The 24,845-nt window shown below is 34.8% G+C and carries 26 protein-coding genes; 8 read left to right on the plus strand and 18 right to left on the minus strand.

Going from position 1 to position 24,845, the window contains the following annotated elements; genetic code table 11:
- The first annotated feature begins 6 nt into the window (after positions 1-6).
- The 5 genes from IPM56_04055 (at position 7) to IPM56_04075 (ending at position 5,784) form a co-directional block, all read left to right on the plus strand.
- Positions 7-2,697 carry a toprim domain-containing protein gene (locus tag IPM56_04055; protein QQS37135.1) on the plus strand — a complete coding sequence of 897 codons (2,691 nt, stop codon included), beginning with the start codon at positions 7-9 and terminating at the stop codon, positions 2,695-2,697.
- 387 nt (positions 2,698-3,084) lie between these two features.
- On the plus strand, positions 3,085-3,396 hold the full coding sequence (locus tag IPM56_04060) for a hypothetical protein (protein QQS37136.1): 312 nt from the start codon (positions 3,085-3,087) through the stop codon (positions 3,394-3,396).
- Complete coding sequence (locus IPM56_04065; GenBank protein QQS37137.1) at positions 3,389-3,580, plus strand: hypothetical protein; 192 nt, start codon at positions 3,389-3,391, stop codon at positions 3,578-3,580. The genes IPM56_04060 and IPM56_04065 overlap by 8 nt, the downstream gene beginning before the upstream one ends.
- Positions 3,567-3,812, plus strand: coding sequence for a hypothetical protein (locus tag IPM56_04070; GenBank protein ID QQS37138.1), 246 nt, complete (start codon positions 3,567-3,569; stop codon positions 3,810-3,812). The genes IPM56_04065 and IPM56_04070 overlap by 14 nt, the downstream gene beginning before the upstream one ends.
- A 259-nt stretch (positions 3,813-4,071) precedes the next feature.
- A complete protein-coding gene (locus IPM56_04075; protein ID QQS37139.1) occupies positions 4,072-5,784 on the plus strand; it encodes a multicopper oxidase domain-containing protein in 1,713 nt (570 codons plus the stop codon).
- Positions 5,785-5,813: 29 nt separating this feature from the next.
- Here the strand turns inward: IPM56_04075 and IPM56_04080 are convergent, their stop codons facing one another.
- The 18 genes from IPM56_04080 to IPM56_04165 form a co-directional block, all read right to left on the minus strand.
- The gene (locus IPM56_04080; protein QQS37140.1) at positions 5,814-6,875 is read right to left on the minus strand and encodes a hypothetical protein; all 1,062 of its coding nucleotides are present in this window, start codon (positions 6,873-6,875) and stop codon (positions 5,814-5,816) included.
- A gap of 69 nt (positions 6,876-6,944) precedes the next feature.
- Positions 6,945-7,793, minus strand: coding sequence for a hypothetical protein (locus IPM56_04085; GenBank protein ID QQS37141.1), 849 nt, complete (start codon positions 7,791-7,793; stop codon positions 6,945-6,947).
- Between the two features lie 76 nt (positions 7,794-7,869).
- Entirely contained in the window at positions 7,870-8,355 is a 486-nt protein-coding gene (locus tag IPM56_04090) for a hypothetical protein (protein QQS37142.1), read from the minus strand.
- A 32-nt stretch (positions 8,356-8,387) separates the two neighbouring features.
- Positions 8,388-9,332 carry a tetratricopeptide repeat protein gene (locus tag IPM56_04095; GenBank protein QQS37143.1) on the minus strand — a complete coding sequence of 315 codons (945 nt, stop codon included), beginning with the start codon at positions 9,330-9,332 and terminating at the stop codon, positions 8,388-8,390.
- Positions 9,333-9,371: 39 nt separating this feature from the next.
- Entirely contained in the window at positions 9,372-9,584 is a 213-nt protein-coding gene (locus IPM56_04100) for a YHS domain-containing protein (GenBank protein QQS37144.1), read from the minus strand.
- The gene (locus tag IPM56_04105) at positions 9,578-10,246 is read right to left on the minus strand and encodes an ABC transporter ATP-binding protein (protein ID QQS37145.1); all 669 of its coding nucleotides are present in this window, start codon (positions 10,244-10,246) and stop codon (positions 9,578-9,580) included. Before IPM56_04105 ends, IPM56_04100 begins: the two co-directional genes overlap by 7 nt.
- A 9-nt stretch (positions 10,247-10,255) precedes the next feature.
- Entirely contained in the window at positions 10,256-10,669 is a 414-nt protein-coding gene (locus tag IPM56_04110; protein QQS37146.1) for an FtsX-like permease family protein, read from the minus strand.
- Between the two features lie 231 nt (positions 10,670-10,900).
- Positions 10,901-11,434: an ABC transporter permease gene (locus tag IPM56_04115; GenBank protein ID QQS37147.1), complete on the minus strand. Its 534-nt coding sequence runs from the start codon at positions 11,432-11,434 to the stop codon at positions 10,901-10,903.
- 100 nt (positions 11,435-11,534) lie between these two features.
- Entirely contained in the window at positions 11,535-12,218 is a 684-nt protein-coding gene (locus IPM56_04120; GenBank protein ID QQS38220.1) for a DUF2318 domain-containing protein, read from the minus strand.
- 19 nt (positions 12,219-12,237) lie between these two features.
- Positions 12,238-12,450 (minus strand): SHOCT domain-containing protein, encoded by a 213-nt coding sequence (locus tag IPM56_04125; GenBank protein ID QQS37148.1) that lies wholly within the window; start codon positions 12,448-12,450, stop codon positions 12,238-12,240.
- Between the two features lie 28 nt (positions 12,451-12,478).
- Positions 12,479-13,450, minus strand: a complete 972-nt coding sequence (locus IPM56_04130; GenBank protein QQS37149.1) for a zinc ribbon domain-containing protein — start codon at positions 13,448-13,450, stop codon at positions 12,479-12,481.
- Between the two features lie 74 nt (positions 13,451-13,524).
- Complete coding sequence (locus tag IPM56_04135) at positions 13,525-13,968, minus strand: hypothetical protein (protein ID QQS37150.1); 444 nt, start codon at positions 13,966-13,968, stop codon at positions 13,525-13,527.
- A 183-nt stretch (positions 13,969-14,151) separates the two neighbouring features.
- Positions 14,152-14,568 (minus strand): DUF1573 domain-containing protein, encoded by a 417-nt coding sequence (locus tag IPM56_04140; GenBank protein QQS37151.1) that lies wholly within the window; start codon positions 14,566-14,568, stop codon positions 14,152-14,154.
- A gap of 42 nt (positions 14,569-14,610) precedes the next feature.
- Entirely contained in the window at positions 14,611-14,949 is a 339-nt protein-coding gene (locus tag IPM56_04145) for a P-II family nitrogen regulator (GenBank protein ID QQS37152.1), read from the minus strand.
- A 114-nt stretch (positions 14,950-15,063) separates the two neighbouring features.
- Positions 15,064-15,363, minus strand: coding sequence for a hypothetical protein (locus tag IPM56_04150; GenBank protein QQS37153.1), 300 nt, complete (start codon positions 15,361-15,363; stop codon positions 15,064-15,066).
- 12 nt (positions 15,364-15,375) lie between these two features.
- Complete coding sequence (locus tag IPM56_04155) at positions 15,376-18,564, minus strand: efflux RND transporter permease subunit (protein ID QQS37154.1); 3,189 nt, start codon at positions 18,562-18,564, stop codon at positions 15,376-15,378.
- 18 nt (positions 18,565-18,582) lie between these two features.
- Positions 18,583-20,292 (minus strand): efflux RND transporter periplasmic adaptor subunit, encoded by a 1,710-nt coding sequence (locus tag IPM56_04160; protein QQS37155.1) that lies wholly within the window; start codon positions 20,290-20,292, stop codon positions 18,583-18,585.
- A 14-nt stretch (positions 20,293-20,306) separates the two neighbouring features.
- Positions 20,307-21,566 (minus strand): TolC family protein, encoded by a 1,260-nt coding sequence (locus IPM56_04165; GenBank protein ID QQS37156.1) that lies wholly within the window; start codon positions 21,564-21,566, stop codon positions 20,307-20,309.
- Between the two features lie 489 nt (positions 21,567-22,055).
- Here IPM56_04165 and IPM56_04170 point away from each other — a divergent pair, with 489 nt between their 5' ends.
- The 3 genes from IPM56_04170 to IPM56_04180 all read left to right on the plus strand — a co-directional run bounded on the left by IPM56_04170 (position 22,056) and on the right by IPM56_04180 (position 24,834).
- Positions 22,056-22,517 carry a hypothetical protein gene (locus tag IPM56_04170; GenBank protein QQS37157.1) on the plus strand — a complete coding sequence of 154 codons (462 nt, stop codon included), beginning with the start codon at positions 22,056-22,058 and terminating at the stop codon, positions 22,515-22,517.
- A 62-nt stretch (positions 22,518-22,579) separates the two neighbouring features.
- On the plus strand, positions 22,580-23,845 hold the full coding sequence (locus tag IPM56_04175) for a TolC family protein (GenBank protein ID QQS37158.1): 1,266 nt from the start codon (positions 22,580-22,582) through the stop codon (positions 23,843-23,845).
- Positions 23,842-24,834 carry an efflux RND transporter periplasmic adaptor subunit gene (locus IPM56_04180; protein QQS37159.1) on the plus strand — a complete coding sequence of 331 codons (993 nt, stop codon included), beginning with the start codon at positions 23,842-23,844 and terminating at the stop codon, positions 24,832-24,834. Before IPM56_04175 ends, IPM56_04180 begins: the two co-directional genes overlap by 4 nt.
- Positions 24,835-24,845 lie beyond the last annotated feature (11 nt).

Below are 24,845 nucleotides of genomic sequence, written 5' to 3' on the forward strand. Positions count from 1 at the left end.
ACAAAAATGTATAATGAGAAAAAGGGGAAGAGCAATCCTAATCTTGATGCTCTCCGTAAAAAAGTAAATGAAATACCTGCCGAACAAATTGCAAATAAATTTGGTTTACTGCACACAGTAAATGGAAAAAGTCCTCAGGGTGATTGTCCAACTGGTCATTTTTCAAGTGGTGGCAAATGCTTCTCAATTAATACTACAAAGAATCAATGGAGATGTTTTCAATGTGAAAGAGGAGGTGATAACATTGAGCTTATCAAGATATTCAAGAAGATAGATTATGTTGAAGCGCTCAAGTGGGCTGCAAAAGAATTTCACATCCAGCATTCAGTTGATTTCAATAATCCTTACAATCACAAATTATCAGATGAAGAACAGGAAAAAATAAGAGCTTTTAATTCCAGAGCAGAACTATTTGAGACTGCATATGAATGGATGCACGAGTTGTTATTTACTGATGAAGCAAAAGAAGCTCGTGACTATCTGGTGAATAATAGAAAATACGATGTTGAAGTTCTTAAAAAATCAGAGTTCTGTTATTTTCCTCCTGGACGGGATATTAAAGATTATTTACGTAAGAAGCATGCGGATAAAGAAGCTGATATAAATGATCTTCCTCTATCTGGAAGAACCGGAGATAAATACAGGCTAGCAATTCCGTACAGAAACAGAAAAGGAAAAATCAACGGTTTTATTAAAAGAGCTACTCCGAATACAGTTATAATTGAAACTGATAAAGATGGAAATCCGAAAGAAGTCAGATATGATTCTACTAAGGGCTTGAATAAAGAGGATATATTTAATTTGTGTAAGTGCAAGGACCAGGAAACATTAGTCATCTTTGAAGGATATCCTGATGCAGGATATTTTTATGCTGCTGGGATGGAGAATGCTACAGCAGTAGGGCAGGGGTTACTGAGCGCTTCACATCTGAAGGGCTTGAGTATGTCGAAGGTTAAGAATGTTATTATCTCCTTTGATAATGATAAAGAAAAAGAGGAAGATAAGAAGACCGGTAAGATCGTTAAACAGGAAGGACCTGGTATTCTGAACACCGAAGAAGCAGTTCGGTTAATTCTGAATGATTCAGACATTACTCCTTTTGTTCTTGATCCTAAATTACTTGATCCTCATAAAGATCCTGATGAATACTACAGAGCTAATGGTCTCGATGCAACTAAAGCACTTTACAAGAAAGCAACTAAAGGGATTTTATGGCTGGCTGATAGAATATTATTAAAATATGATGAGAATGATTCGTTATCGAAGCAGACTACGAAGGATCAACTACTCTACCTAACTACCCTAACCTCTGATGCAGAAGATGTTGCTCAGTTAACTAAACTGATAATGGAAAAACTCAAGCTTGACAAATCCCTGGTAAACAAATTAGTTAAAGAAAAGCAAAAAGAGTCAAAAATAGAAAGGTATAAGAAAATTAAGAATGCTAATCTCGCAGGGCAAAAAAGATATTTCCCGTTTATTGAAAGAAGTACAAGCTCATACTCATATCTCGATACAAAAGAAGGTGAAATATATATGAGTGTACAGGAGGGGATATTGGAAAATATTCTTTTGTCAGGAGAAGAAAGGCTGCCTGATATTATTCCTGTACTCAAGGCAGACTTCAATGTTAATTCCAATGAGAGAATAGACCTTGAGAAAGAAATTATTAATCTGTTTGTTCCAACGGAGTATATGCTTTTAAGTAAAAACTTGAAAATCTTCCACCCAAAAAAAGATTTCCCTCATATATACAGATTAGTTATGAACCTGATTCCAAAATACCGTGAGAGAAAAAGATTTCTGAACTGGCTTGCAGGTATTCTACAGACAAGACAAAAACAACTTACTGCCTGGGTACTCAAGGGCGAACAGGGAGCTGGTAAAGGTATCTTTCTTGACTATGTACTCAAGGAATTATTTGGAAGAAGACAAACAGTAAAGGTAGAGGATTCAGATCTACAGAGTGATTTTAATCCCTGGTTAAAGAATACAATACTTGTTGCATTCAATGAGGTAGCTCACGATAACAGTACGAGGAATAATATCAAATCCAGAATTAAAGCAATTATAACTGATCCTGATGTAATGATAAACGAGAAGAACATTCGTAACTACTTCATTACTAACTATGTTAACTGCTTATTCTTCAGTAATGAAAAAGTTCCTTTGTTCATTGAACAAAAAGACAGGAGATTAAATGTTGTCTCTACAGGACCCAACCTACTCACCTTTGATTGGTTCAAGAAGGATCCTGAAGGATTTATAAATTCATTGAAATCAGAAGTCCCGAGCTTTGCACAATTCCTTATGAATTGGAAATATGATCCTATTGCTGCAAAGACCTGTATTGATAATGATGAAAAAGCGGCGATGGTTTCTGTAGGTCTGAATAAGTTTGAGGAGTTTGCAATACATCTGAAGAAGGCAGATCTGGAATGGTTTGAAGAGAATATCATTCACAGTAATTACGAAAAAGATCAGGATTTTCTGAACAGAAAAAGCTTGTTCAAGATAACAGAGGATGATCTCAAGGGAAGTATTAAAAAGGAACTAGCTCTCGAGGCATTCAATCATATATATGTAAATCAACAAGTAAATAATATTCAGCTTGGCAGAAGTCTGAAGCTGTATGGAATAAGATCAGAGAGATCAAGAAAAACAGATGATAATAACTGGTACTATATGTGGGGGTAGTTAGGTAGAATAATCTATGGCAATTGCCATACTTTCTGCCATACCTTTTTTTAAGCAGTCGTGTCTGTAAGTTCTTTAAAATAAGGGGGTTGCCATAGAATGTCATACTTTGTCATAGATTTTAAACTTAGGTTTGAAAAAAATATATTTTTTAAAAATAAATATCCTACCAACCTTGTTGGATAATCTATGACAATCTATGGCAAGTGTGGCAATGTGTGAATTTAAAACAATTTCAAAGGATTGCCTGCCATACTTGAAAATAAAGTATGGCGCAAAGTGTGGCAATCCGAAATAAAGTATGGCAATAATTTAATGAGGTCTAATGCAGATAAACAACCTAGAAAAATTAAAAGTGATATACAGATAACAACTTAGGAGGCAATTATGACTAGGGATAAGAACAACATAGGAAAAAGACAAAATACAATGACAAAAACATTAATTAATAATATAGGCTTGCAAGAAGTGGAGACGCTATGGGTCCAACACGGCTGTTACAAAGCCGCTGAAGAACTCAGCAAGATGCTTAACACTTATATCAGCTTTTCAACTATACGCTACTTGAGCCAGGTATGCCGTTGGACTCGGCCTGTGAATCCAAAATCAGCAATCTATATAGGAGTAAAAAGGGGAACCGTTCCAGCTTCAGACTATCCACATTTAATATTCCCAGAGGAGGAAACAAAAAATGAATAATAGCAACAAACCTATACTCGAAAGCTTAATAAACAAAAAATCCAAAGACCGAGCTGACATAGTTTTTAATAAATTACTTAGTCTACAGAAAAAACCAAAAAATCCTTTTGATGAAGCTAGAACATTTACTACTCCATCAATGAGAGAAACTAAATCAGGAGAAACATTAATTGATACAGTTTAAAGGTGGAGATGGGTCGGGTAAAAACGAAGCAATTATAATACTTGGCCCCAACAACGAAAGAGAGGGAGTAGATGCTGAGTATGATTATATTGAGCGAAAGTTTGGTGATTTTGAAATAGAATCTCAGACATTCATTGATGATGGTGATAAACAATATGATATGATGAATATAAGCTATGCTCTGAATGAAAAGAAAAAAGAATTATGGTTTGATATCTCAGATTTTTATTGAAAGTAAAAAAGGGGAGCAGCTGCTCCCCTTTTCATTGGAAACCGTTCCCGCAGATCTTACTTCGTGTAATGAACAGGGTAATTACCGCTTGCTGCAGGAGTTTTGTATTCAGCGGGGATTATTTTTAGTCCTGCTCTTGCTGCAGTTTTTATGTCCATAAGTACAATAATTGTTGCAATATACGCAAAGCTGCTTCGTGTTAATTAAGAATAATTTTATATTAAACATAATTTAAATTTATTTATTTCCAGGTAAATTGATGAAAAGAAGAGAGTTCATAATTAAATCTGCATTAGCTGGTGTAGCACTTTCAACAATTAAAATTTTTCCATTTACACAAGCTGCTCACAAAACTTTAGTTGGAAATGCTTTGAGGTTTCCACCGGAGCTGCAGCCTGGTCAATCATTGATATTTAATTCTGCAAATGTGGAAGTTTGGCCAGGAACGACGACACAAATACTTGGATTAAATAATTCTTACCCTGGTCCAACTATCAGAGTTCAGAAGGGTGATAACTTTTCTGTTCTCTTTGAAAATCAATTTACTGAAGAAGCAACAATCCATTGGCATGGTTTACTGGTTCCAGAATTAATGGACGGTCAGCCGAAAGATGCAGTGCTTCCTGGTAACAGTTATACTTATTCTTTTCCTGTTTTTCAAAGAGCAGGAACATATTTTTATCATTCACATGCCCATCACTTAACAGCTAAGCATGTTTATAAAGGTTATGCTGGATTTTTTATCGTTGAAGATGATGATGAACTTCAGTACGGTCTTCCAACGGGAGAATATGATATTCCATTATTAATTCAGGATAGACATTCAGCTTACCAGCCGCAGTTCACTTATTCGCCAACGATGATGGATAGAATGTTTGGATATCTCGGCGATGTACCTTTAGTTAACGGTACTCCTGAAGCTTACTTTGAGGTTCAGAAAACTCTTTACCGTTTCAGATTATTGAACGGATCAAACGCCAGAGTATACAAGATTGCTTTTTCTGATAACTCCCCTTTTTGGATAATAGCAACCGACAGTGGACTGAAAGATGAACCCGTTCAGACGAATAGTTTTTATTTGGCTCCTGGAGAGAGAGTAGCTATACTTTTTGATTTCTCTTCTTACGCCATTGGTAATTCAGTAATACTTCAATCACAAGCTTTTACCGGAGTTGGAAATCAAGGTTTGCAAATGGATTTGTTGAGATTTGATATAGTCGGAAATTTATCTTCAGGTGGAATCGTTCCTCAAAATCTTGCTCCAATTAATTATTACAGTATAAATGATATTCAGCGTACGAGAAACTTCACTCTTTCACAGTCTGGAATGGGTTCAGGTATGCACAGAATAAATGGATTGACTTATGATATGAACAGGATTGATGAAACAATTCCTTTTAATGAATTGGAAGAATGGAAATTCGTAAACACTACAAATAACTTTCACCCGATGCACGTTCACGGTGTTTTGTTCCAGGTTTATTCAAGAAACGGAAACACAAATCTCAGTCCAAATGATAAAGGCTGGAAGGACACTGTTCTCGTAAATCCAAATGAGACTGTAAGTGTTCTTGCAAAGTTCAATGATTATTCCGGAATTTATCTTCTTCACTGTCACAACCTTGAACACGAAGATGACGGTATGATGATTAACATTCAGATTGATGCACCGACTAATGTTGAAAATGAAAAGTTCCAGCCGGATACGTTTGAACTTTATCAGAATTACCCGAATCCGTTTAACCCTACCACAACAATTAAGTACAGAATAAACTCTAATGAAGCAGCAAAAGTTAAACTGGATATTTATGATGCTTCGGGTTCTTTGGTGGAAAAACTTTTTGATGCCACACAATCTACTGGTGAATATTCAATCATATGGAATGCAACTTCTTATTCGAGTGGAAATTATTTTGCACGGCTTAAAGTAAATGAAATATTAAAATTGATAAAGTTAGTTTTATTGAAATAACAAAAATACTATTGTGAAATATGAAAATTCTATTTCTTTAGAGATTGAACCTCTATCGAACTTAAGTAAAAAGCTCCCTTCCCATTAATCCGGATTCCAACACTTCCGGCTTCAGGTTCGCTACCATGCCCGTGGACTACCATTTTATTGTTAATATAACCTCTGAAATGAGTTCCTTCACTTACAACTTTTAATTCAAGCCAGCCATTACTTTGGAATTTATCTTTTTCAAAGGTTTTAATTTGCCCCTTACTTTTCCTCGATAGAGAAATTTCTCCATCTTTTAAACCGAGAAAATCATAATTATTTTTATCAATAAAGTGATGAATTAATTCCAGTTGGCCATTAAAATCATCAATATTAATTTCCGCTGTAACCTGAACACCTTTTAATTTATTTTCATAAACGAAAATTGATTCAGGTACCTTATGAAACATTAGAACAGATTTATTGGGATCAAACATTGGACTGAGTCCATCCAATGAACCTTCTATCCATTTGAATTTTTCGGATAGTACTTTAATTATTCCATCATCCGTAATCAGTTTCCAGGAACCATTTCCATTTATAGTAAAGGTTGAATCAGATATATGTTCTTTTTCTGTGGTATCATTTCTTTGTTTTTCTTGTTTGGTAAGGTTTCCAGTCCCTAAACCATATCCGAAAACTAATTGTGCTCCGTGATCGCCTGTTTGATATAAGAAATAAATTCCTAAAATACCGGAGAGAACAATTGGTATAATGAAAGTCTTTTTCAAAGATTTAAAAAAGATTCCGATTGACAACCTTATAATTGTGTAAATGCTAAAAAACCATAATGTAGTTTCAGCCCAATCGGCGTGTTCATTTATTGCTGAGAATGCATTAGCGGGAATTTCAATACTATCGGAAGCGGCATTGCCTGTAATAAACGCAATTACTGCCGCTATTGTTCCTAAAATATAAAGCAGCAATGCTGACTTTCTAATCCAATCGGATTTTGACAATAGCAATCCGGTAAGATCTAGCAATACTGCAAGGATTAGAAGCACAATCGGAAAATGAATAATCATCGGATGAATATTCGGTGCCCAATCGGGAACAAATTGCATAACAACTCCTATTCTTTTAATTAAAGAGATATACCAAATTGCAAATAATTGTATATCTGAAATTGTCTTTTATAAGCCGAAGTTTAGCCCTGCACTAAAACTAAAGTCCGGGCTGTAATTACTTAAACCTTTAGAACCAATTAAAGATAAAACCACTGTACTGTTTAATTTAAAATTAAATCCGAGTGATAATTGTCTCGGCGGTTCATAATTATCGAGTATAGATGTATAGGAAAGAAAATAAAGCAAAACAGAATTTCCGTTTTCAGAAATAAATTTTCCCAATCCAATTCCATAAGTAAATGGATTTTTATAATCTATTCCATCAGGATCTCCGAATTTTATAAATCCGACTTCAGCTAAAAGCACAAAAGATTCAATTGATCGTCTCACATTTGCCGAAAGACTATAATCAAATTTTCCTGTACCAATTGTTGTGCTTGCGGAAGCAGTTGGAAATTTTATACCCGGAGTAATATAAAGGTCTATAGGATTATTAATTTCATTAAGAAACTGGTATGATCCGTATATATAAAAATCACCTAAAGATATTTGCGAATTCATCATAGAACTTTGATTAACAGAATTATTCCCACCGTGCATATTACCACCTTCATTTATCATTCCTCCGTTGCTTTCACCTTCTCTGCCTGTTGGAATAATCATCATCCCGGATTGTGTAAACCCGGGACGATTTTGTGCTATCACTGGAATATAGCTGTATAAGGAGAAGTTTTCATTTTGATAACTAATTCCTCCATAAAGAAAATAAAGAGTGTTGTATTCATTATAAAAATAATTTCCGCCTGTAACCTGGAATGATGTTGATAAAATCCACCCGGAACTTCTTTCAGAGAGGTATGATTGACCATTCACTTCAACAGGTAGAATTATGACAGAAAATATTACTATAAACAATCTGGCTACGGCTTGGCGCTTCGCCAGGACGAGAGAGGTTACTAAAAAAGAATTAATAAGAGTTCTCATCTTTAATTTATTTTTCTTCCATAAGTTTTTGAGTTTCTTCCATATTACTCATCATATCTTCAAAGTTGCCCATCATCTCATCCATATTATCCATCATTTCATCCATCTTGTTTTGGAATTTTTTATTGTTCATCATTTCTTTGTTTCCCATCATATTTTGCATATGCTGAGTCACTCCTTTCATATTCACAGACATTTGATTCATAGATTCCATCATAGGCATCATATTTTCGTTCATCATACTTTGCATATGCTGTTGCTGCATATTCATCTGCATATTCTGATGCTGCTGATGCATTTCATTCATATTCTTCATCATTACGTTCATTCGTGAGGATATGTCATTCATCCTGTTCATCATATTTTGCATATTCTGCATTTGCATATTCATTCCCTGCTGCTGTCCGCCGTGCATCCCGTGATCGTGCTGAGCGATTACGTTAAGGTTAAGAACCGCCATTAACATTACAGTTGTTAAGATTATTAACTTCATTTTAATTCTCCTTAAAGTTTTAAGATTATGTTTTATTTTATATTAAGAAGAGAATAAACCATTATTTTAGAATTATTCTCATTTAGTTGTTTCGCTTTTACAAGATATAGTCGTGACTCTGATTCATCACCAATAATTTTATATAAATCGCTTAACATATAATATGCATCCGCTTCCTGTGGATAGTTTTTAATTTCAAGAAGTGCATATTTAATAGCCGTTTTTATTTTACCTTCCAGATATTGCTGGCTTGCCTTCAAAATATTTAAATGCTGTAAGTCTGGTGAGATTGCTTCTAATCCATTCAAATATTCTAACGATTTTTTAAGTCTGTTCTGATTCTGATAAATAATAACTAATCCTTTTCTTGCTTCGATTAGATTATTATCTAATCTCAACGCTTCAAAAAAATATTTTTCAGCATCGGTGTATAGATTTTGAGATAAATAAAATAATCCGAGAGTTTGGTAATTTTCACTGTTGTAAGGATTGATAGCGATTAATTTTTTCAGAGTGTTTACAGCTTTTGGAAACTCACCAATTGTTCCGTATAAAACACTCAAATTGTAAAGTGCTTGCTCATTATCAGGTTGTATATTTACCGCTTTCGCAAGAAGACTTTCTGCTTTATCAAAATTCCCGTCATTAAGATTTATAACGCCAAGACTTATTAGTGCGTCTTCATCATTTGAATCCAATTCCAATACTCTTTCATAGTAGTATTGAATCATTTGTATATTTTGTTTTGCTATAGAAATTTCAGCAAGATACTTTAATGTATTTATATCATCCGGCTTATTATTTAGTGCTAATTGAAAGTAATCTTCTGCTTTAGGAATATTTCCTTCAAAAAAATATTTAACTCCTTTATCATAAGATTGGTTGAATTCTTTTTCGGCTGCTGACTCTGAACTGTCTTGTGCTTTTATAAAAATAAAAGATAAAAGCACTTCAACGAGTATTAAAATTCTTTTCATATCATACCTCAGCATTGGTGGAATTTCTTCAATGTAATATTATTCGTTTGATTGTTCATTCTTATTAACCTTAGCGTGTATTGCTGCAAAATATTTTTCGGGATCAGCTTCAAATTTTTCTTTGCAAGGATATGAGCAAAAGTATAATATTTTGCCCTTGTAGAAATCTAAATCAGCAGCGTATTCCGGGTCTATATGAATTCCGCAAACCGGGTCACGAACAAGGAAATCTTTCTTACTTATTTTTAGCATACCAATTTTCCATCAGATAGATTAATATTTCTGGATGAGTATTTTTTAAAATCTGCATTATGAGTAACCATAATTATGCTCTTACCAGATTGATTCAATTCTAAAAAAATGCTCATTATATCTTCGCTGGTTTTGCTGTCAAGATTTCCGGTTGGTTCATCTGTTAAAAGTATAAGCGGGTCATTAATAAGTGCGCGTGCAATTGCAACTCTTTGCTGCTCGCCGCCGCTTAATTCATTTATTAATCTTTTTCTTTTACTCTCGAGATGAACTTTATTTAGAATTGATGAAGCAAGTTCCATTTGCAGTATTTTTGAGTGACCGTTTGTTGCTAAAGGAAGCTGAACATTTTCAATCACTGTTAAGTATGGTATTAGCTGAAAAGATTGAAACACAAATCCTATATATTCTCTTCTGAAATCGGCAAGACTATTTGGAGAGAGATTGTAAATATCAATTTCATCAATAATAATTTTACCGTTAGTAGGTTTACTTAAACCACCAATAATTGTAAGCAATGTGCTTTTACCGGAACCGGATTCACCCATTAAGGAAACGAATTCGCCCTGGTGAATTTCTAATGAAATATTGTTTACTGCTATAACCTTTTCATTACCGCTTTTGTATTCTTTTGTTAGATTATTTAATTGTATTAAGCTCATATCAATTCCTCATAAACTTCTGAATGCAACAGTTGGATCAAGCCTGGCTGCTTTAAGTGCGGGGAGGACACTTGCGAGCAGCCCGGCAAGTACAGCCATCCCGGCTGACAACAATAACAACGAATAGCTGAAATTAATTTTTATGCTATTATCCATACTTAAAATCGGAGTAATAATTTTTGCCCCGGCAATCCCAATGAAGAAGCCAATTACACCGGCGGCAAAGCTTGCAATCAATACTTCAAGTAAAATGATTTTAATAATGTGCCAGCGTCTGAATCCTACCGACATAAAAATTCCTATTTCTTTTGTTCTTTCATTTACAGAGGCATTAACATTTGTGAAAACTATAAGAAGAGAGATAATTAGAATCACTGCCGAGATACCAAGTGAAAAATGTTCAAAGCGATGTATCGCTGTCATTTTGGATTCGATTGATTGCTTAATGGCGGTTACTTTGGCTCTAGGTAATTTGCCGGAAGTTTGTCTTACAATTTCTTCGATTGGGCAATCGTAGCAGCGAGCAGCTATTTCAATTAAGCTTAACTCATTCTTTTTATTAAAAAGATCTTGAGATTTTTTTAGGTCAAGAAATATAAGAGCATCATCCTGCGAGCCCGTTTCCTCTAAAATTCCAGAGATTAAAAATTCTTCTCAATTAAGATTTATTTTCTGATTTAATTTTGTTCCTAAAAGTTTTGAAACTTCATTGCCAACTAAAATTTCATTCTCCTGCGAAGGATACTTGCCTTTTATTCTCCACCATTTCTTCAATCTTATTTCATCTTTAAAATTGATACCTGCAGCAACCATATTTTTTTCATTGGTTCCATTTAAAGTTATAATCTTTACAGAGTTGAAAAGCTTCGGTGCAATTACGCTTAGGTTATCTTTATTTTTTATTGTTTTAATTTTTTCTATGTCTTCCTGATTAAGATTGTTGTTTTCAAATGTTAGTCCTGTTATGGATATACCACCATAGTTAAGATTCAAACCATCACTTTGAGGTGTAATAAGCATATTAGCGCCGAATTCATCAAGATTTTCTGCAACACTTTTATTTACATTTTCTGAAACAACATACAGTGTTACAAATGATGCAACAGCCAGCAGCAACCCAATTACAAGGAAAGCCGTTCTTGATTTCCTTCTTCTTAAACTCTGCAGAGAAATGTTATATAGTTTCATCTATTTAAACTCCATTGAAGGGTACAAGGTAAAAAGTATTTCTCCTGACTTCCCATTTTTCCTCCAAAAGCGGATTTCGCTTCGCTTAACATTTCTCATTTTAATTCCTTCTGGTCCAGCTTGTTACAGCGTATTCATCTATCTGAATTTCATTTCCAACAACTTTACTTGGAACAGGGTCTGGTGGATATTTACCACACGAACCGCTTATTGCATCAAGATTATTTAAATCCCAGGTAGTACCGCAGGAGTTGCAAATTAAATTACTTCCCTGAATGTGAAAATCTTTTGAGTCGCAAGGCTCGCATAAGCTTATTGCAGTTACTACTTTACCGTCCTCTGTAAGATAAGCCAGAAGCGGAATGGAGGAGTTTGTGCCCTGGTAATCAAACTTTACAAACTTCTTTTCTTTTACAACATCAAGAGGCAAGATAATTTTCCCATTCTGTTCAAATGCAATTGAATAGAAATGATCGAACCGGGTAAACGGATAGTTTACAGCATTTGTAATTTTGGGCTGCTGGTTGATTACCGCTTCTTCCTTTGAGGGCTTTGCATTGATATAAAAAATTATTGCACTAACAAATAAAACTATTACTCCTGCCGTTATAAAACCTTTCTTATTACTACCGCTTCTTTGATTAAGAACTTTTTCTCTCTTTGAATTATCTCTATTATAAGCTACAGACGGTTTATTGTAAATTTTATGACCGCAGGAAGGGCAGAATATTACCTTTCCGTTTATTTTTTCACCGCATTGTGGACAGTAATTAATTTCATGCATATTATCACCTATATTCAAATTAGTTTAACAAATCTTTTTTCTTTTCTTCAAACTCTTGTTTATCAATTTCTCCTTTAGCATAACGCTTCTTTAACAGATCCAGCGGTGTTTCGCTGGATATATTTGGCATACTGCCACGCGAATTATTTGAATAAACAAGAATGATTACTACAGCAATTATTATTATCAGCCATAACCACCACATTCCCATAAAGCTCATATCGTGAAACATTTTTTTCTCCTTTCTTCAATCATTCTTTCTATATTTTTTTACCGCCGTATTTTTTATCTACAAAGTCAATTATATCATTCACTGAATATTTATTTTCATTAATCTTTTCATCAATAAATTTCTTTACTTCTTTAGCTCCATTCGGATGAGGGCAGTTGCAATCCTTCAGTTCGTCAATTCTGCATTGACCACATGGACAGTTAAATGCAGAGTAAATCGTATACCTGTCTGAAATCGTAGCTTTGTTATTTGACGTTGCAGGTGCTGGCGAAATAGGAGGAATTATATTATTGGAAATTTGCAATTGGTTGGGATTCCAAACCTTTGAAGCATCTACATTAAAAGCAGATGCAAACTCTGCCTTAAGCCAGCCATATTTATTTGCAACTGCCACAACTATATCCTCTGATTTCTGATTTTGTTCTAAGTAATCACGGATAAATTGTCTTTCTTCCACAGCACGACCACAAGTACATACTTCAAGCGATTCCTCATTACAGGTTCCACAGGAACAAACGAACTTTGAAGCTATCTCAAATACTTTTGCTTCAACAACAGGATTACTGCTTTTTATTTCAACGGGAATATCTTTTGTCTGAGGACGAAATATCAAATCAAATGAGGTTGCAAGTATAACTGAACCTAAAACAACTCCCACAGTTATCCACAATAATTTTAGATTTTTTAGGCCGGAAAATTTTCTTGCCTGTTTTCTTTTAAAACTGCCTTTCGATTCCCGGTGCAACTGCTTTTTGCTTTTCCCTTTTTTACCCGTGCTGGTAACAGCTTTGCTTTGTTCAGCAAAGTTTTTTCTTTGTCCAGCATTTTTATTTAATTGATGACCGCAGGAAATGCAAAACTTATTTTCTTCATCGTTTTCTGCTCCGCAATTGGGGCAGTCATTCCCGGAAGTATTTTCTGCCACTATCAATTCATCACCGCAATTTATACAGAATTTATTTTCTTCTTTATTATTTACGCCGCAGCTATTACAAATCATTTTATCATCTCACTTTAATCTCACCCCCATCTTCTCTCCGTATCAAGGAGAGGAGGGGGGAGTGATGGAAAGGTTTATTCTTTTACTTTGAAATTATGTTTAACAAGATTTTCTTTTGCTTTTTCGATAGTAACCTCTTTTAGTTTCATTCCGCAAAGCGGGCATTCACCAGCTTCATCTGATATGACATTCCAGTCCATCATATCCTGAAAAACTTTGCCATCTTTATTTTTATCAATTGCTTTAAGGTCTATTTCACCTTCTCTTACCCAGGATTCTTTATTTGTTTTGCTGGAATCCATCTTCATATTTTTATGATCTTTCATATCCATATGTTTATGACCTGATTTAGTGCTGTCCATTTCCATATGTGCTATTGTCATCGTTTCTGATTCATGACCTGAACAGCATCCCTTTGCACACTCTTTCTTTTCTTGTTTATCAGTTTGTTCCTGTGCAAGCATGAATGCACTAAAGAAAGAAACAAGTGCGATTGTGATTAAGAGTTGTTTTGACATTGTGTTACTCCTTTTGTTGATTGTGAATTATTTAATTTATTACTTTCTTGTCATCCCGAACTTGTTTCGGAATCTTCTTCTGTCATAAAGATGCTGAAACGAATAACGCCACAGCAAAGATTTTTGTTAGTTGTTTCATTGTACTTTCTTCATTATTAATGTATATGTTATTTTTTGAATTAATTATTTTAATGTACTGGATTTCTCCTTTTTAATCACATTTCCTGTAATAGCAAGTTTTATTATGCTGTTATCAGGATCATTTGTACTAACGGTAATAGTTTTATTCTGCTTGCCTGTTCTTCCTTTTGAATCAAATGATACTTCAATTTCTGTTGACTCACCGGGTTTTAGTTCGTGCTCACCAACGACTACTGCGGTGCATCCGCAAGAAGCTTTAACATCCTTTATTTTAAGGATATCATTACCTTCATTAGTAATTACAAATATTGTTGTTACAACCGAGTCCTGAACAATATTGCCATAATCATAACTCATTGGATGAATCACTGCCTTCGGTTCGAACTGCGCCCATACAAAACTTGAAGAGGCAGATATTATAATAATGAGCAAAAATATTTTTAGTGAACTGAGTTTCATAACCTATTCCTTTTTAGCTGACAAATTTTTTAATTCTAAAAATCAAAGCGCTTCAGCACCGTGCTGTTTGGTTCTAATGCTTATAGCGTCTGTAATATCGGAAACGAAAATTTTTCCGTCTCCTTTTCTACCTGTATGAGCATTCTCTAAAATTACAGTTACAAATTTTTCGAGCTCTTCATCTGAGCAAACGAGTTCTATCTTAACACTGCTGCAATATTTCTCGCAGTAATCAATAGACATTTGTGAGCGTTCGGGATCTACCCAACCTCCGATTGTAGAAACATCTATGATCGTCATTCCCTTAATACCCGCTAATTCAAGACTAGAAATTACCCTGTCTGCCATATCCGGTCTTATGTATGCTTTTATTTCTTTCATTACTTTCCCTTTTTATTATTTGCAGCAATCTTTGCCTTGAGAGGCTTTTTTGAATTTTCTAACACCAAAGAAAATAAACAGACTTATCACACCAGTTAAAACAATATATTCCATCTAAGCATCCTTTCCATTTAATTTATCTTCATAAGCTTTTGGATTTTTTAGGAATGCCTCATCGCATACTTCACAGCAAAAACCGATTATTTTATTATTATAAATAAGTTGAGTTATCGTTGAATTAATTTCCTCACCCTCAACAGGACAAAGCTCATTTTTCGGTTCAGTAATTTTTCTATCCAAAGGATTTACTTCTATTACCTTTTCATCAGAAAAAACTTCAGTGTTATTTTGCTGAGAAAAAGTTAAACCGGCTGCTACTATTAAAATTGATATTAAAGCCAAAATTTGTTTCATTTTTTTACCTCTTTAATTAACTGCAGGATTTAATTGTTCTTGTTCTTTCCACATTTTTCTGACTTCACGTCTTTTTAATGCATAGAATATTGCCGGGTAAACAGTAAGCTCCATTATAAAACTTGTAAGAATTCCACCTACCATTGGTGCAGCAATTCTTTTCATTGTATCAGAACCAACACCAACACCTATTAGGATCGGAAGCAGACCCAGCATAGTAGTTAATACAGTCATCATTTTAGGGCGGACTCTCTTAACAGCGCCTTCGAAAATTGATTCTTTCAGGTCTGCCATAGTTTTTAACAATCCATTCTTCTTAAATTTTTCGTAAGATATATCGAGATATAAAAGCATTACTACACCGGTTTCTGCATCAACGCCTAGCAAAGCTATTATACCAACCCAAACAGCAACACTAAGGTTGAATCCTGCAAGGTAAAGGAACCAAATAGCGCCCACCAGAGAAAAAGGAAGTGCAAGCAGAACAATACCTGTTTTCAACATCGATTTTGTGTTCATATAAAGAAGCACAATTACTATTAAGAGAGTTAGAGGAATAACTAACGAAAGATGAGCAGAAGCTCTTTCCATATATTCATACTGGCCGCTCCATTTAATTGAATAGCCGGGGGGAAGTGTAATATGTTTGTCTATTGCACTTTTTGCATCTTCTATAAATGAACCAATATCAGACACAGTAAGATCCACGAACACCCAGGTGTTAGGTCTTGCATTTTCAGATTTGATCATAGGAGGACCTTTAACTACTTCAATGTTGCCGAGTTCTTCTAATGGAATATTCCCGCCGCCGGGAATCGGGACCAATACTCTTTTTAAAGATTCTATATTTTCTCTATAGTCTCTCTGATACCGGAGGTTTACCGGGTACCTTTCAATCCCTTCAACCGTTTTTGTTATATTCATGCCGCCGACAGCGGACATAAACACATCCTGAACATCCTGAATATTCAATCCGTATCTTGCAATTGCTTCTCTATCAATGTTAAAGTCAACATAATTACCACCTACGGATCTTTCTGCATAAGCAGAGCGCGTGCCGGGAACTGTTTTAATAACTTCTTCAACTTGTTTACCAAGATCTTGCAGAATATTTAAATCCGGTCCTGCTATTTTAATTCCTACAGGAGTTTTAATTCCTGTAGAGAGCATATCAATTCTGGTTTTAATCGGCATTGTCCAGGCATTTGTTAAACCGGAAATTTGAACAGCATTATTTAATTCTTCAATTAATTTTTCGGGCGTCATTCCTTCACGCCATTGGTCCTTCGGTTTTAGTTGAATAGTGGTTTCAATCATTGTAAGTGGAGCCGGATCAGTAGCTGTTTCAGCACGTCCAATTTTTCCGAATACCGTTTCTACTTCGGGAAAAGATGCAATGATCTTATCAGTCTGCTGTAATATTTCTCTGGCTTTTGTAATTGATACTCCGGGTAAAGTTGTAGGCATATAGAGAAGATCGCCTTCATACAACGGCGGCATAAACTCTGATCCGATCTTTGTAAAAGGAATTATTGTGACAAGAATAACAGCAAGTGCAGTCCCCATAACCCAATATCTTCTTTTCATTACAAAGTCAACAACAGGATGATACAGTTTTACCAAAAACCTTGTAATAGGATTGTCTTCTTCTTTTCTCATTTTACCACGTACAAAATATCCGAGTAAAACCGGCACAATTGTAACGGCTAATATTGCAGCGGCACCCATTGCATAAGTTTTTGTAAAGGCTAACGGTTTAAATAGTCTTCCTTCCTGCTGCTCAAGTGTAAACACGGGAAGAAAAGAAACGGTTATAACAAGCAGTGAATAAAATATTGATGGACCTACTTCCTTTGCCGACTCCATAATTATATTCCAATGAGGCCTTTGCTTTTCTTTCGGCTTGTCCTGGTCTTCAGACATATGCGACGCAGCATTTTCAACAAGAATAATTGAGGCATCTACCATTGCCCCGATCGCAATGGCAATTCCGCCAAGTGACATAATATTCGCGTTTATTCCCTGCAGCTTCATGATTAAGAATGAAACTAAAACTGCTGTAGGAAGCGTAAATATTGCAACAAAGGAGCTTCTAAAATGAAGTAAAAAAGCAATGATAATAAGTGCAACAATTATCGTTTCTTCGGTAAGCGTCATTTTTAAATTATCTATTGCGCTATTAATTAATGTTGACCGGTCGTAAGCCGGAAGAATTTTAACATCAGGCGGCAAAGATTTTTTTAATTCTTCAAGTCGCTCTTTTACTTTATCAATAACTGCAAGAGCATTTTCACCGAATCTTATAATTATAATGCCTCCAACCGTTTCTCCCTCTCCATTCCATTCAGCAAGTCCTCTCCTTAACTCTGGACCTATGCCTATACTTGCTACATCTCTTAGATATATTGGAGAGCCGGTATTCGGGGAAACACCTATCGAAATATTTTTTAGATCTTCTTCATTCTTTATATATCCTAATCCTCTCACCATATATTCCATTTCGCCCATTTCCATCAAACGACCGCCAACATCATTGTTGCTTCGCTGAATTGCCATTTTTACTTTTTGCAGCGGAATATTGTAAGAAGCTAATTTTGTAGGATCTACATTAACCTGGTATTGCTTAACATAACCGCCAATACTTGCTACTTCTGCAACTCCCGGTATAGAAGTAAGTTCATATTTCAAAAAGAAATCTTGAATTGAACGCAGCTCCTGTAAATCTTTTTTATCGGATTGAAGCACATATTGATAAACCCATCCCAATCCGGTAGCATCGGGACCAATCTGCGGACTAACGCCATCTGGAAGCGCACCTTTCAAGCCGCTCAGGTACTCAAGTACACGGCTTCGGGCCCAGTATATATCCGTTCCATCCTCAAAAATTATATACACCATCGAATAACCGAACATTGAGTAACCTCTAACATCCTTTGCATAGGGAACAGAAAGCATTTTAGTGGTAAGGGGATAAGTAACCTGATCTTCAACAATCCGTGGTCCCTGTCCAGGGTATTCGGTTAAAATTATTACTTGAACATCGCTTAAATCGGGAAGTGCATCTATAGGCGTATTAGCCACAGCCCATATTCCTGCGAATATTAAAGCTGTAGTTAATATTATAACCATTACTTTATTATTTATTGACCATTCAATAAGTTTGGCAATAATACTTTCTTTATTTCCGGTGCCAGGTACCATCCAAAATCTCCAGTGTTTTTATTTTACTTTAAATTCGTTTTCAATTAAGTTTTTCTTTGCTTCATCAAGAGTAACTTCCTGCAACTCCATATTGCAAATAGGGCATCTACCGGGTTCATCAGAAATTACGTTCCAATCCATAACATCCTGAAAAACTTTTCCATCTTTATTTTTATCAATTGCTTTCAAATCAATTACTCCGGTTCTTATTAATGGGGAAGAATGTTCATGACCGGAATGAGATTCCATATCTTTATTCATTTCCTTATCACTTTGTTCCGGCATATCCATTTCTTCTTTATCAGCATCAGACATTGTATCAAGTTTATGTTCGGGTGTTTCTTCTTTCTCCGGTGTTTTTAATTTATCAGCACCTTTAAACTGACTAACTGCAGCTCTCAGATTACTCTCCGAATCAATTAAGAATTGAGCTGATGTTACTATCTTACTTCCTTCAGATAATCCTCTTATAACTTGATAATATCCATCTGAATAATCACCTAGAGTAATTTCCTGCGGTTTGAATTTTCCTTCACCCAATGCAAGAATTATTATATCTTTTCTTCCGCTTCTTATTACAGCATTTTCAGGTATAACCGGTTTAACTCCTAAATCTTTTCCTTTAATAACTACGTTGGCAAACATTGAAGGTTTCAGTTCGCCTTTAGTATTGGGAATATCTATTCTTATCTTTACTGTTCTGGTTTTCGTTTCAAGTGTGGGATAAATGAATGATACTTTCCCTTCATAGACTTTTCCGGGGAAGTAATTAAATCTAATCTCAGCTTTAGAGCCTTCTTTTATTTTAGAAAGTTCATACTCATAAACGTCCGCTGTTAACCATAGATTAGAAAGATTAGCAATTTTTAGGAGCGGCATACCAGCCATTATTTTCTGTCCATCCAGAATATTTTTTTCTAAAACGGTTCCGCTGCTTTGTGCATAAAGTGTAACATAAGTTTTTACTTCACGTGTCTCTTTAATTTTTTCAATGTCGCTTTCAGGTATTTCCAAAAGCTGAAGTTTTCTGACAGCATTCTTTAAAAGCTCATCGCCGCTTTCGCGAACCTCATCGAAACTTGTCTTGTTCACCGCTTTCTGATAATTAAGTGCTGTAATCAACTCCTGTTGGGCAGCAACGAGTTCAGGGGAGTATATGTCCATCAGCTTTTGACCTTTTGTAACAGGCTGACCTGTATAGTTTATGTAAAGATTTTCAACCCACCCGTTAACTCTTGTTGTAACTATATACTCTGTTTTTTCATTGGTGGTTAAGATTCCATTTGTAACAACTTCTGAGGAAAGACTTTTCTTTTCTACAAGCGCAGTTTTAACATTCATATTTTGAACAACTGTTGGATCTATTGAAACAATGCCTTCAGCGCCTGCTGCATCTTCATAAACGGGAACCAGATCCATCCCCATTTTTGATTTTCCGGGTGCATCATAAATTTCATTTGGGTCCATCGGGGCGCGCCAGTAAAGAATTTTTCTTTCTCCACTAATCGTAGATGACCCTGTTCCTTTTTTCGGAAGCAATTTCATACCGCATATAGGGCAATCCCCTGGTTCTTCGGATATTACGTCAGGATGCATTCCGCAGGTGTAAAGCTGTTTCTCAGATGTGTTTGTTGAACTATCCCCACCGTTAGATTCAATTATAAAGTACAATCCAACTGCTATTATTATAAACGCAAGTCCAATTATTATTATGATTTTCTTTTTCACTTTTATTGCTCCTGTTAAAATTCTATTCCTGTTAAAAATTCAAGTTCGTTAATTTCTTTTAGGTATTCTGATTTTAACCTGTAAAGGTTTGTCTCTACCTGGTATAATTTATTTTGTGCATCAACTACGTTGATAAAATCAATCTGTGCAACCTGATAGCTTGAAAGAGATGCAGAATAAGTCTGCTGTGCCTGGGGAAGCAAAGCTTCTTCAATCAGCTTTATTCTTTCCTGCAGAGTGTTAAGCTTTGCAATTGATGATCCAAAAGTTCCGTTTAGCATTTGTAAAGATGCCTGATATTGTTCCTCATACATATTCTGCATTGCTTCTGCTTCTTCAACTTTTGCGGTTACTTTGCCTCCATAATTAAGCGGTATGGAAAGACCAACCATAACAGAAAAGAAATCATCCAGAGGCATATTTGTTTTTTCAATTTTATCTCTGAATGAGTACTGCAATGACAAATTGAAGTTGGGATAGTAATCATATTCTGCAAGATCTTTCATCAACTCAGCTTTTTGTTTTGCTAATTGAATACCTTCGAGAAAAGGTCTGTAAGATTTAGCGAGAGAATCAAGCTTATTCTGAGTAATTTTTAAATATTCAATTGAAGGAAGGTCATTTGTATAGATAAATGATTGAGCATCTCTTAAAAGCTGTGCATTTATCATTGAAACGAGAGAATTTTCTTTGCTCTTCATCTCTTCAATTCTATCTGTAATATTTGTTATTTCAAGTTCAACTTTTAAAAGGTTCTGCTGGCTTGCCTTCGAAACGGAGTAATTAGCTCTGACAACTTCCGCTATATCTTTCAATAATATTTTGCTCTCATTTGCAACGTCAATTGCTTTTCTGACGAACACCAGTTCCCAATAATTCTGGGAGATAATCTTTTTGATTTCATTCTCTGAATCTGATATTTCTTTGGTAACAATTTCAGCATCTTTTTCAGCTACATCCGCAACAGAGCCCAGCTTGCCCGGAAATGGAAAAGCCTGGCTTAAACCGACTATTTTTCCTGTCATTGGTTCCTGTGTAAAAGAAAATGAATTAGTGGGTAAGTTCATTAACCCGAGAGTAAGCATCGGGTCGGGCAAATTTGAGTTTACTTCAATCCTGCTCTCAGATGCATTATACTTTGCTTTTAACATTTTTAATTTGGGACTAACCAGAAGTGCCTGGTTTATTAAAGAATCGAGAGAGCTATCATTTGTTTGTGAATAGGAAGAAATAATTCCTGCAAACAGAAGAAACAATACAAGAGCTTTAGTCATAAAAATTTCCTGATTTATCTTTTTTTATCCTTAAAAACTTTTAAAAAAGTAACAATTAATCCGGTCGTAAAAACCAGGTAACCCAAATACCATATCAAACCATTTTCAAACATTTATTTATCACTACTTTTCAACATTTGAAATTTCTTATGAAACTCTGATGCCAAAGAAAAAACTATGGAATTGATTTGAAAAGTGAATTTTTAGTTTTGATTTTTAAAGCGGTTTTTTAAGGAGTTTAAATATTTTTAAAGTTCTTAAAAGTTCGAGTGCTAAAATATTTTAGTTGATTTAAAAAATGCCCGGCTATGTGTGCAGCCGGCATTTTAAAAGTAAAAGACGCTTATTTAACAACATAAAGCCGTAAGATTAAACAGCTATTAAAAATGAAATTCTTAATAGCAGGAATAGGTTTTTTAACAACAATAATTGATTGTCATTATTAATTAACCTTTCATAAATAATAAGAAATCATTATATTTTCAGCCAATGAAGAGAAAGAATCTAAATATTTTTAAAAGTATTGTTGAGCGTGTCGCTGTTCGAAAAGTATTTCTGCAGATATTTGTTATTCATCTTTTGCTTGCACATGTTGTATTACAAAGTTATGTAATTTGTTTCGAAAGTGATGGACGTGTAGTGCTGGAAAGTATGGCTAACAAACAATACTGCTGTGCTACTATTATTTCGTCATCAAACAATACTAACTATTTAGAAGCAAATATTAATGAGGAATGTAATCTTTGTGAGGATGTTGCTATAACCGAAAATTGTGATGAAGAATATTCAGTTACCGTAAAGAAATACCAGCCATTAAATTCTACAATATTAATTGATTTTAACAATCTTAATGTTTCAAGTGAAGAAAAAAAATCTACTTTAATAACACAAGAAATAAACTACAAATCGACACAACTCGATTCATATAAAACTGTTCTTCTTCTGATTTAATCCTACTCTTGTTCTTACTCCACAAAATCCATTAATAAATTTTAAGACCATTTGGAGAATGTATGCGCATTATAAGTGTATTAGTTCTCTTGTTATTAAGCTTGATTGTTCAGACAGGTGCACAACAAGGGAATGATTCAATTAAAAATCAAACAGAAGAAATAACAATTACTGAAGCAGTTGAAATTGCCTTAAAAAACAATCCGAATCTGAAGGCATTTGAATATGAGTTAACTTTTCTCGAGAAACAAAAAATTCAAGCCGGGCTAATTCCCAATCCCGAAGCGAATTTTGAAGCAGAAGATTTTCTCGGCGGAAAGGAATTAAGCGGCTTCAAAGGAAGTCAATATACTCTTTCAGGCAGCCAGCTTTTTGAGCTTGGAGGAAAGAGAGGCAGCCGTTTAAATCTTGCTGAAACTGAAATTGTCTCCTCAAAGGGAGAGTATGAACTGCTAAAGCTTGATGTTATTGCCAGCGTCAAATCAACTTTCTTTTTGTTGTTTCAAATTCAAATGCAGATTGAGCAGCAAAGAAAATTTGTTGAACTCAATGAAGATATTCTGAAAACTATTTCAGAACGTGTAAAAGCAGGACGAACTTCTCCGGCTGAAGAATCAAAAGTAAAAGTTGCTTTGATTAACAGCCAGATAGAATTGCAGCGTCTGCAAAGAAGTTATTTATCGGTTCAAACAAGATTAAATTCTTTATTGGGTACAACTGGAAAAAATCTGGTACCATCTACGGATTTGTTTGAAAATCTTCTTACGCCGCCAAACAAAGAAAACGTGCTACAAGATTTAGAAAATATTCCTTCAATAAAAAACCTAAATAATGAAACTAATATCAGAAAAGCACAGCTTGAGTTGGAAGAATCACAGGCAATTCCGGATTTAACGGCAAGCTTGGGCGTAAGATATTTGAATGAACTGAAAACCAATTCATTTGTTGCCGGAGTTTCAATCCCGCTTCCTTTTTTTAGCAGGAACCAGGGAAACATCCAGGCAGCAGAAGTAAGATTAGAGCAAATAGATGCAATTAAAAATGCACGAAGGTTAAATGTAATAGCAAAATTAAATACAGCTAATAATAATCTTTTGAGTTCTTACAATAATTCGCTGCAGTTGAAGAACAACATCATCCCCGAAGCGGAGAATGCATACGAGATAACAAGACAAGGATATATACAAGGAAGATTTGCTTTTATTGATTTATTGGATGCACAGAGAACATTATTTGAAACCCAAACGCAATTCTTGCTTGAGTTGGCAGATTATTACAACGCATTGATAGAAATAGAAAACATAACAGGGAAAAATTTAATAAAATGAAAAAGTATTTTGGAGAAAAACAAATGAAACTAATAGGAATATTGTTCATAACATTATTAGTAGTTTTTGCAGCCGGATGTTCCGATGAAAAAACAGAGATTGAAGGTGTTGAAACAGAAGAACATAGCAAAGCTGAAACGCAAAATGAAAATGAAGAGCATTCGGAAGAAATTGTTCTTACAGAAGAAACAATGAAAGAATTCGGAATTGAAGTTAAAGAAGCTGGACCCGGAATAATAAAAACACACATTGATTTAACCGGTGAAATAATTGCTGAACCTTCGAGAATTTCACATATAATTCCGCGGTTTAATGGTATAGTTAAAGAAGTTTATAAAACTGTGGGCGATAAAGTAAAAAAAGGAGAAACTCTTGCCTTAATAGAAAGCAATGAAAGTTTAACCACCTATGAGGTTCAATCATTGATAAGCGGAACAATAATAGAAATGCATATGACACAGGGTGAACTGATTGGAAATGAAGCACACGCTTTTACAATTGCAGATCTTGATAGAGTCTGGGCTAATTTTAATATTTATCAAAAAGATCTTGGAAAAATCAGAGGCGGGCAGAGAGCGCTTGTTTCGGTTGGTTCAATGGATATTGAAGAGACGGGAACCATTTCCTATGTGAGTCCTATTGTTGATGAAAAAACAAGAACAGCCACCGCAAGAGTAATATTGAATAATCAATCCGGTAAATGGCTGCCAGGGATGTTCGTGACTGCAAAAGTATATGCAAGCGAAAAAAAATTTCCGATAGTAGTTGAAAAAACAGCATTGCAAACTTTAGAAGAACAGATAGTTGTTTTTGTAAAAGATGAAGATGGCGGATTCAAGCCTCAAGTTGTAAAAACAGGTAATGAAAATGATGATAATATTGAAATTATTAGTGGATTAAAAGCTGGCGATCAATATGTATCTAAAAATTCATTCATACTCAAAGCCGAGATATTGAAAGAATCTTTCGGCGGCGGACACGGACATTAAAAGGAGATGAA

This window comes from Ignavibacteriales bacterium (genome assembly GCA_016700155.1).
GTDB lineage: Bacteria > Bacteroidota > Ignavibacteria > Ignavibacteriales > Ignavibacteriaceae.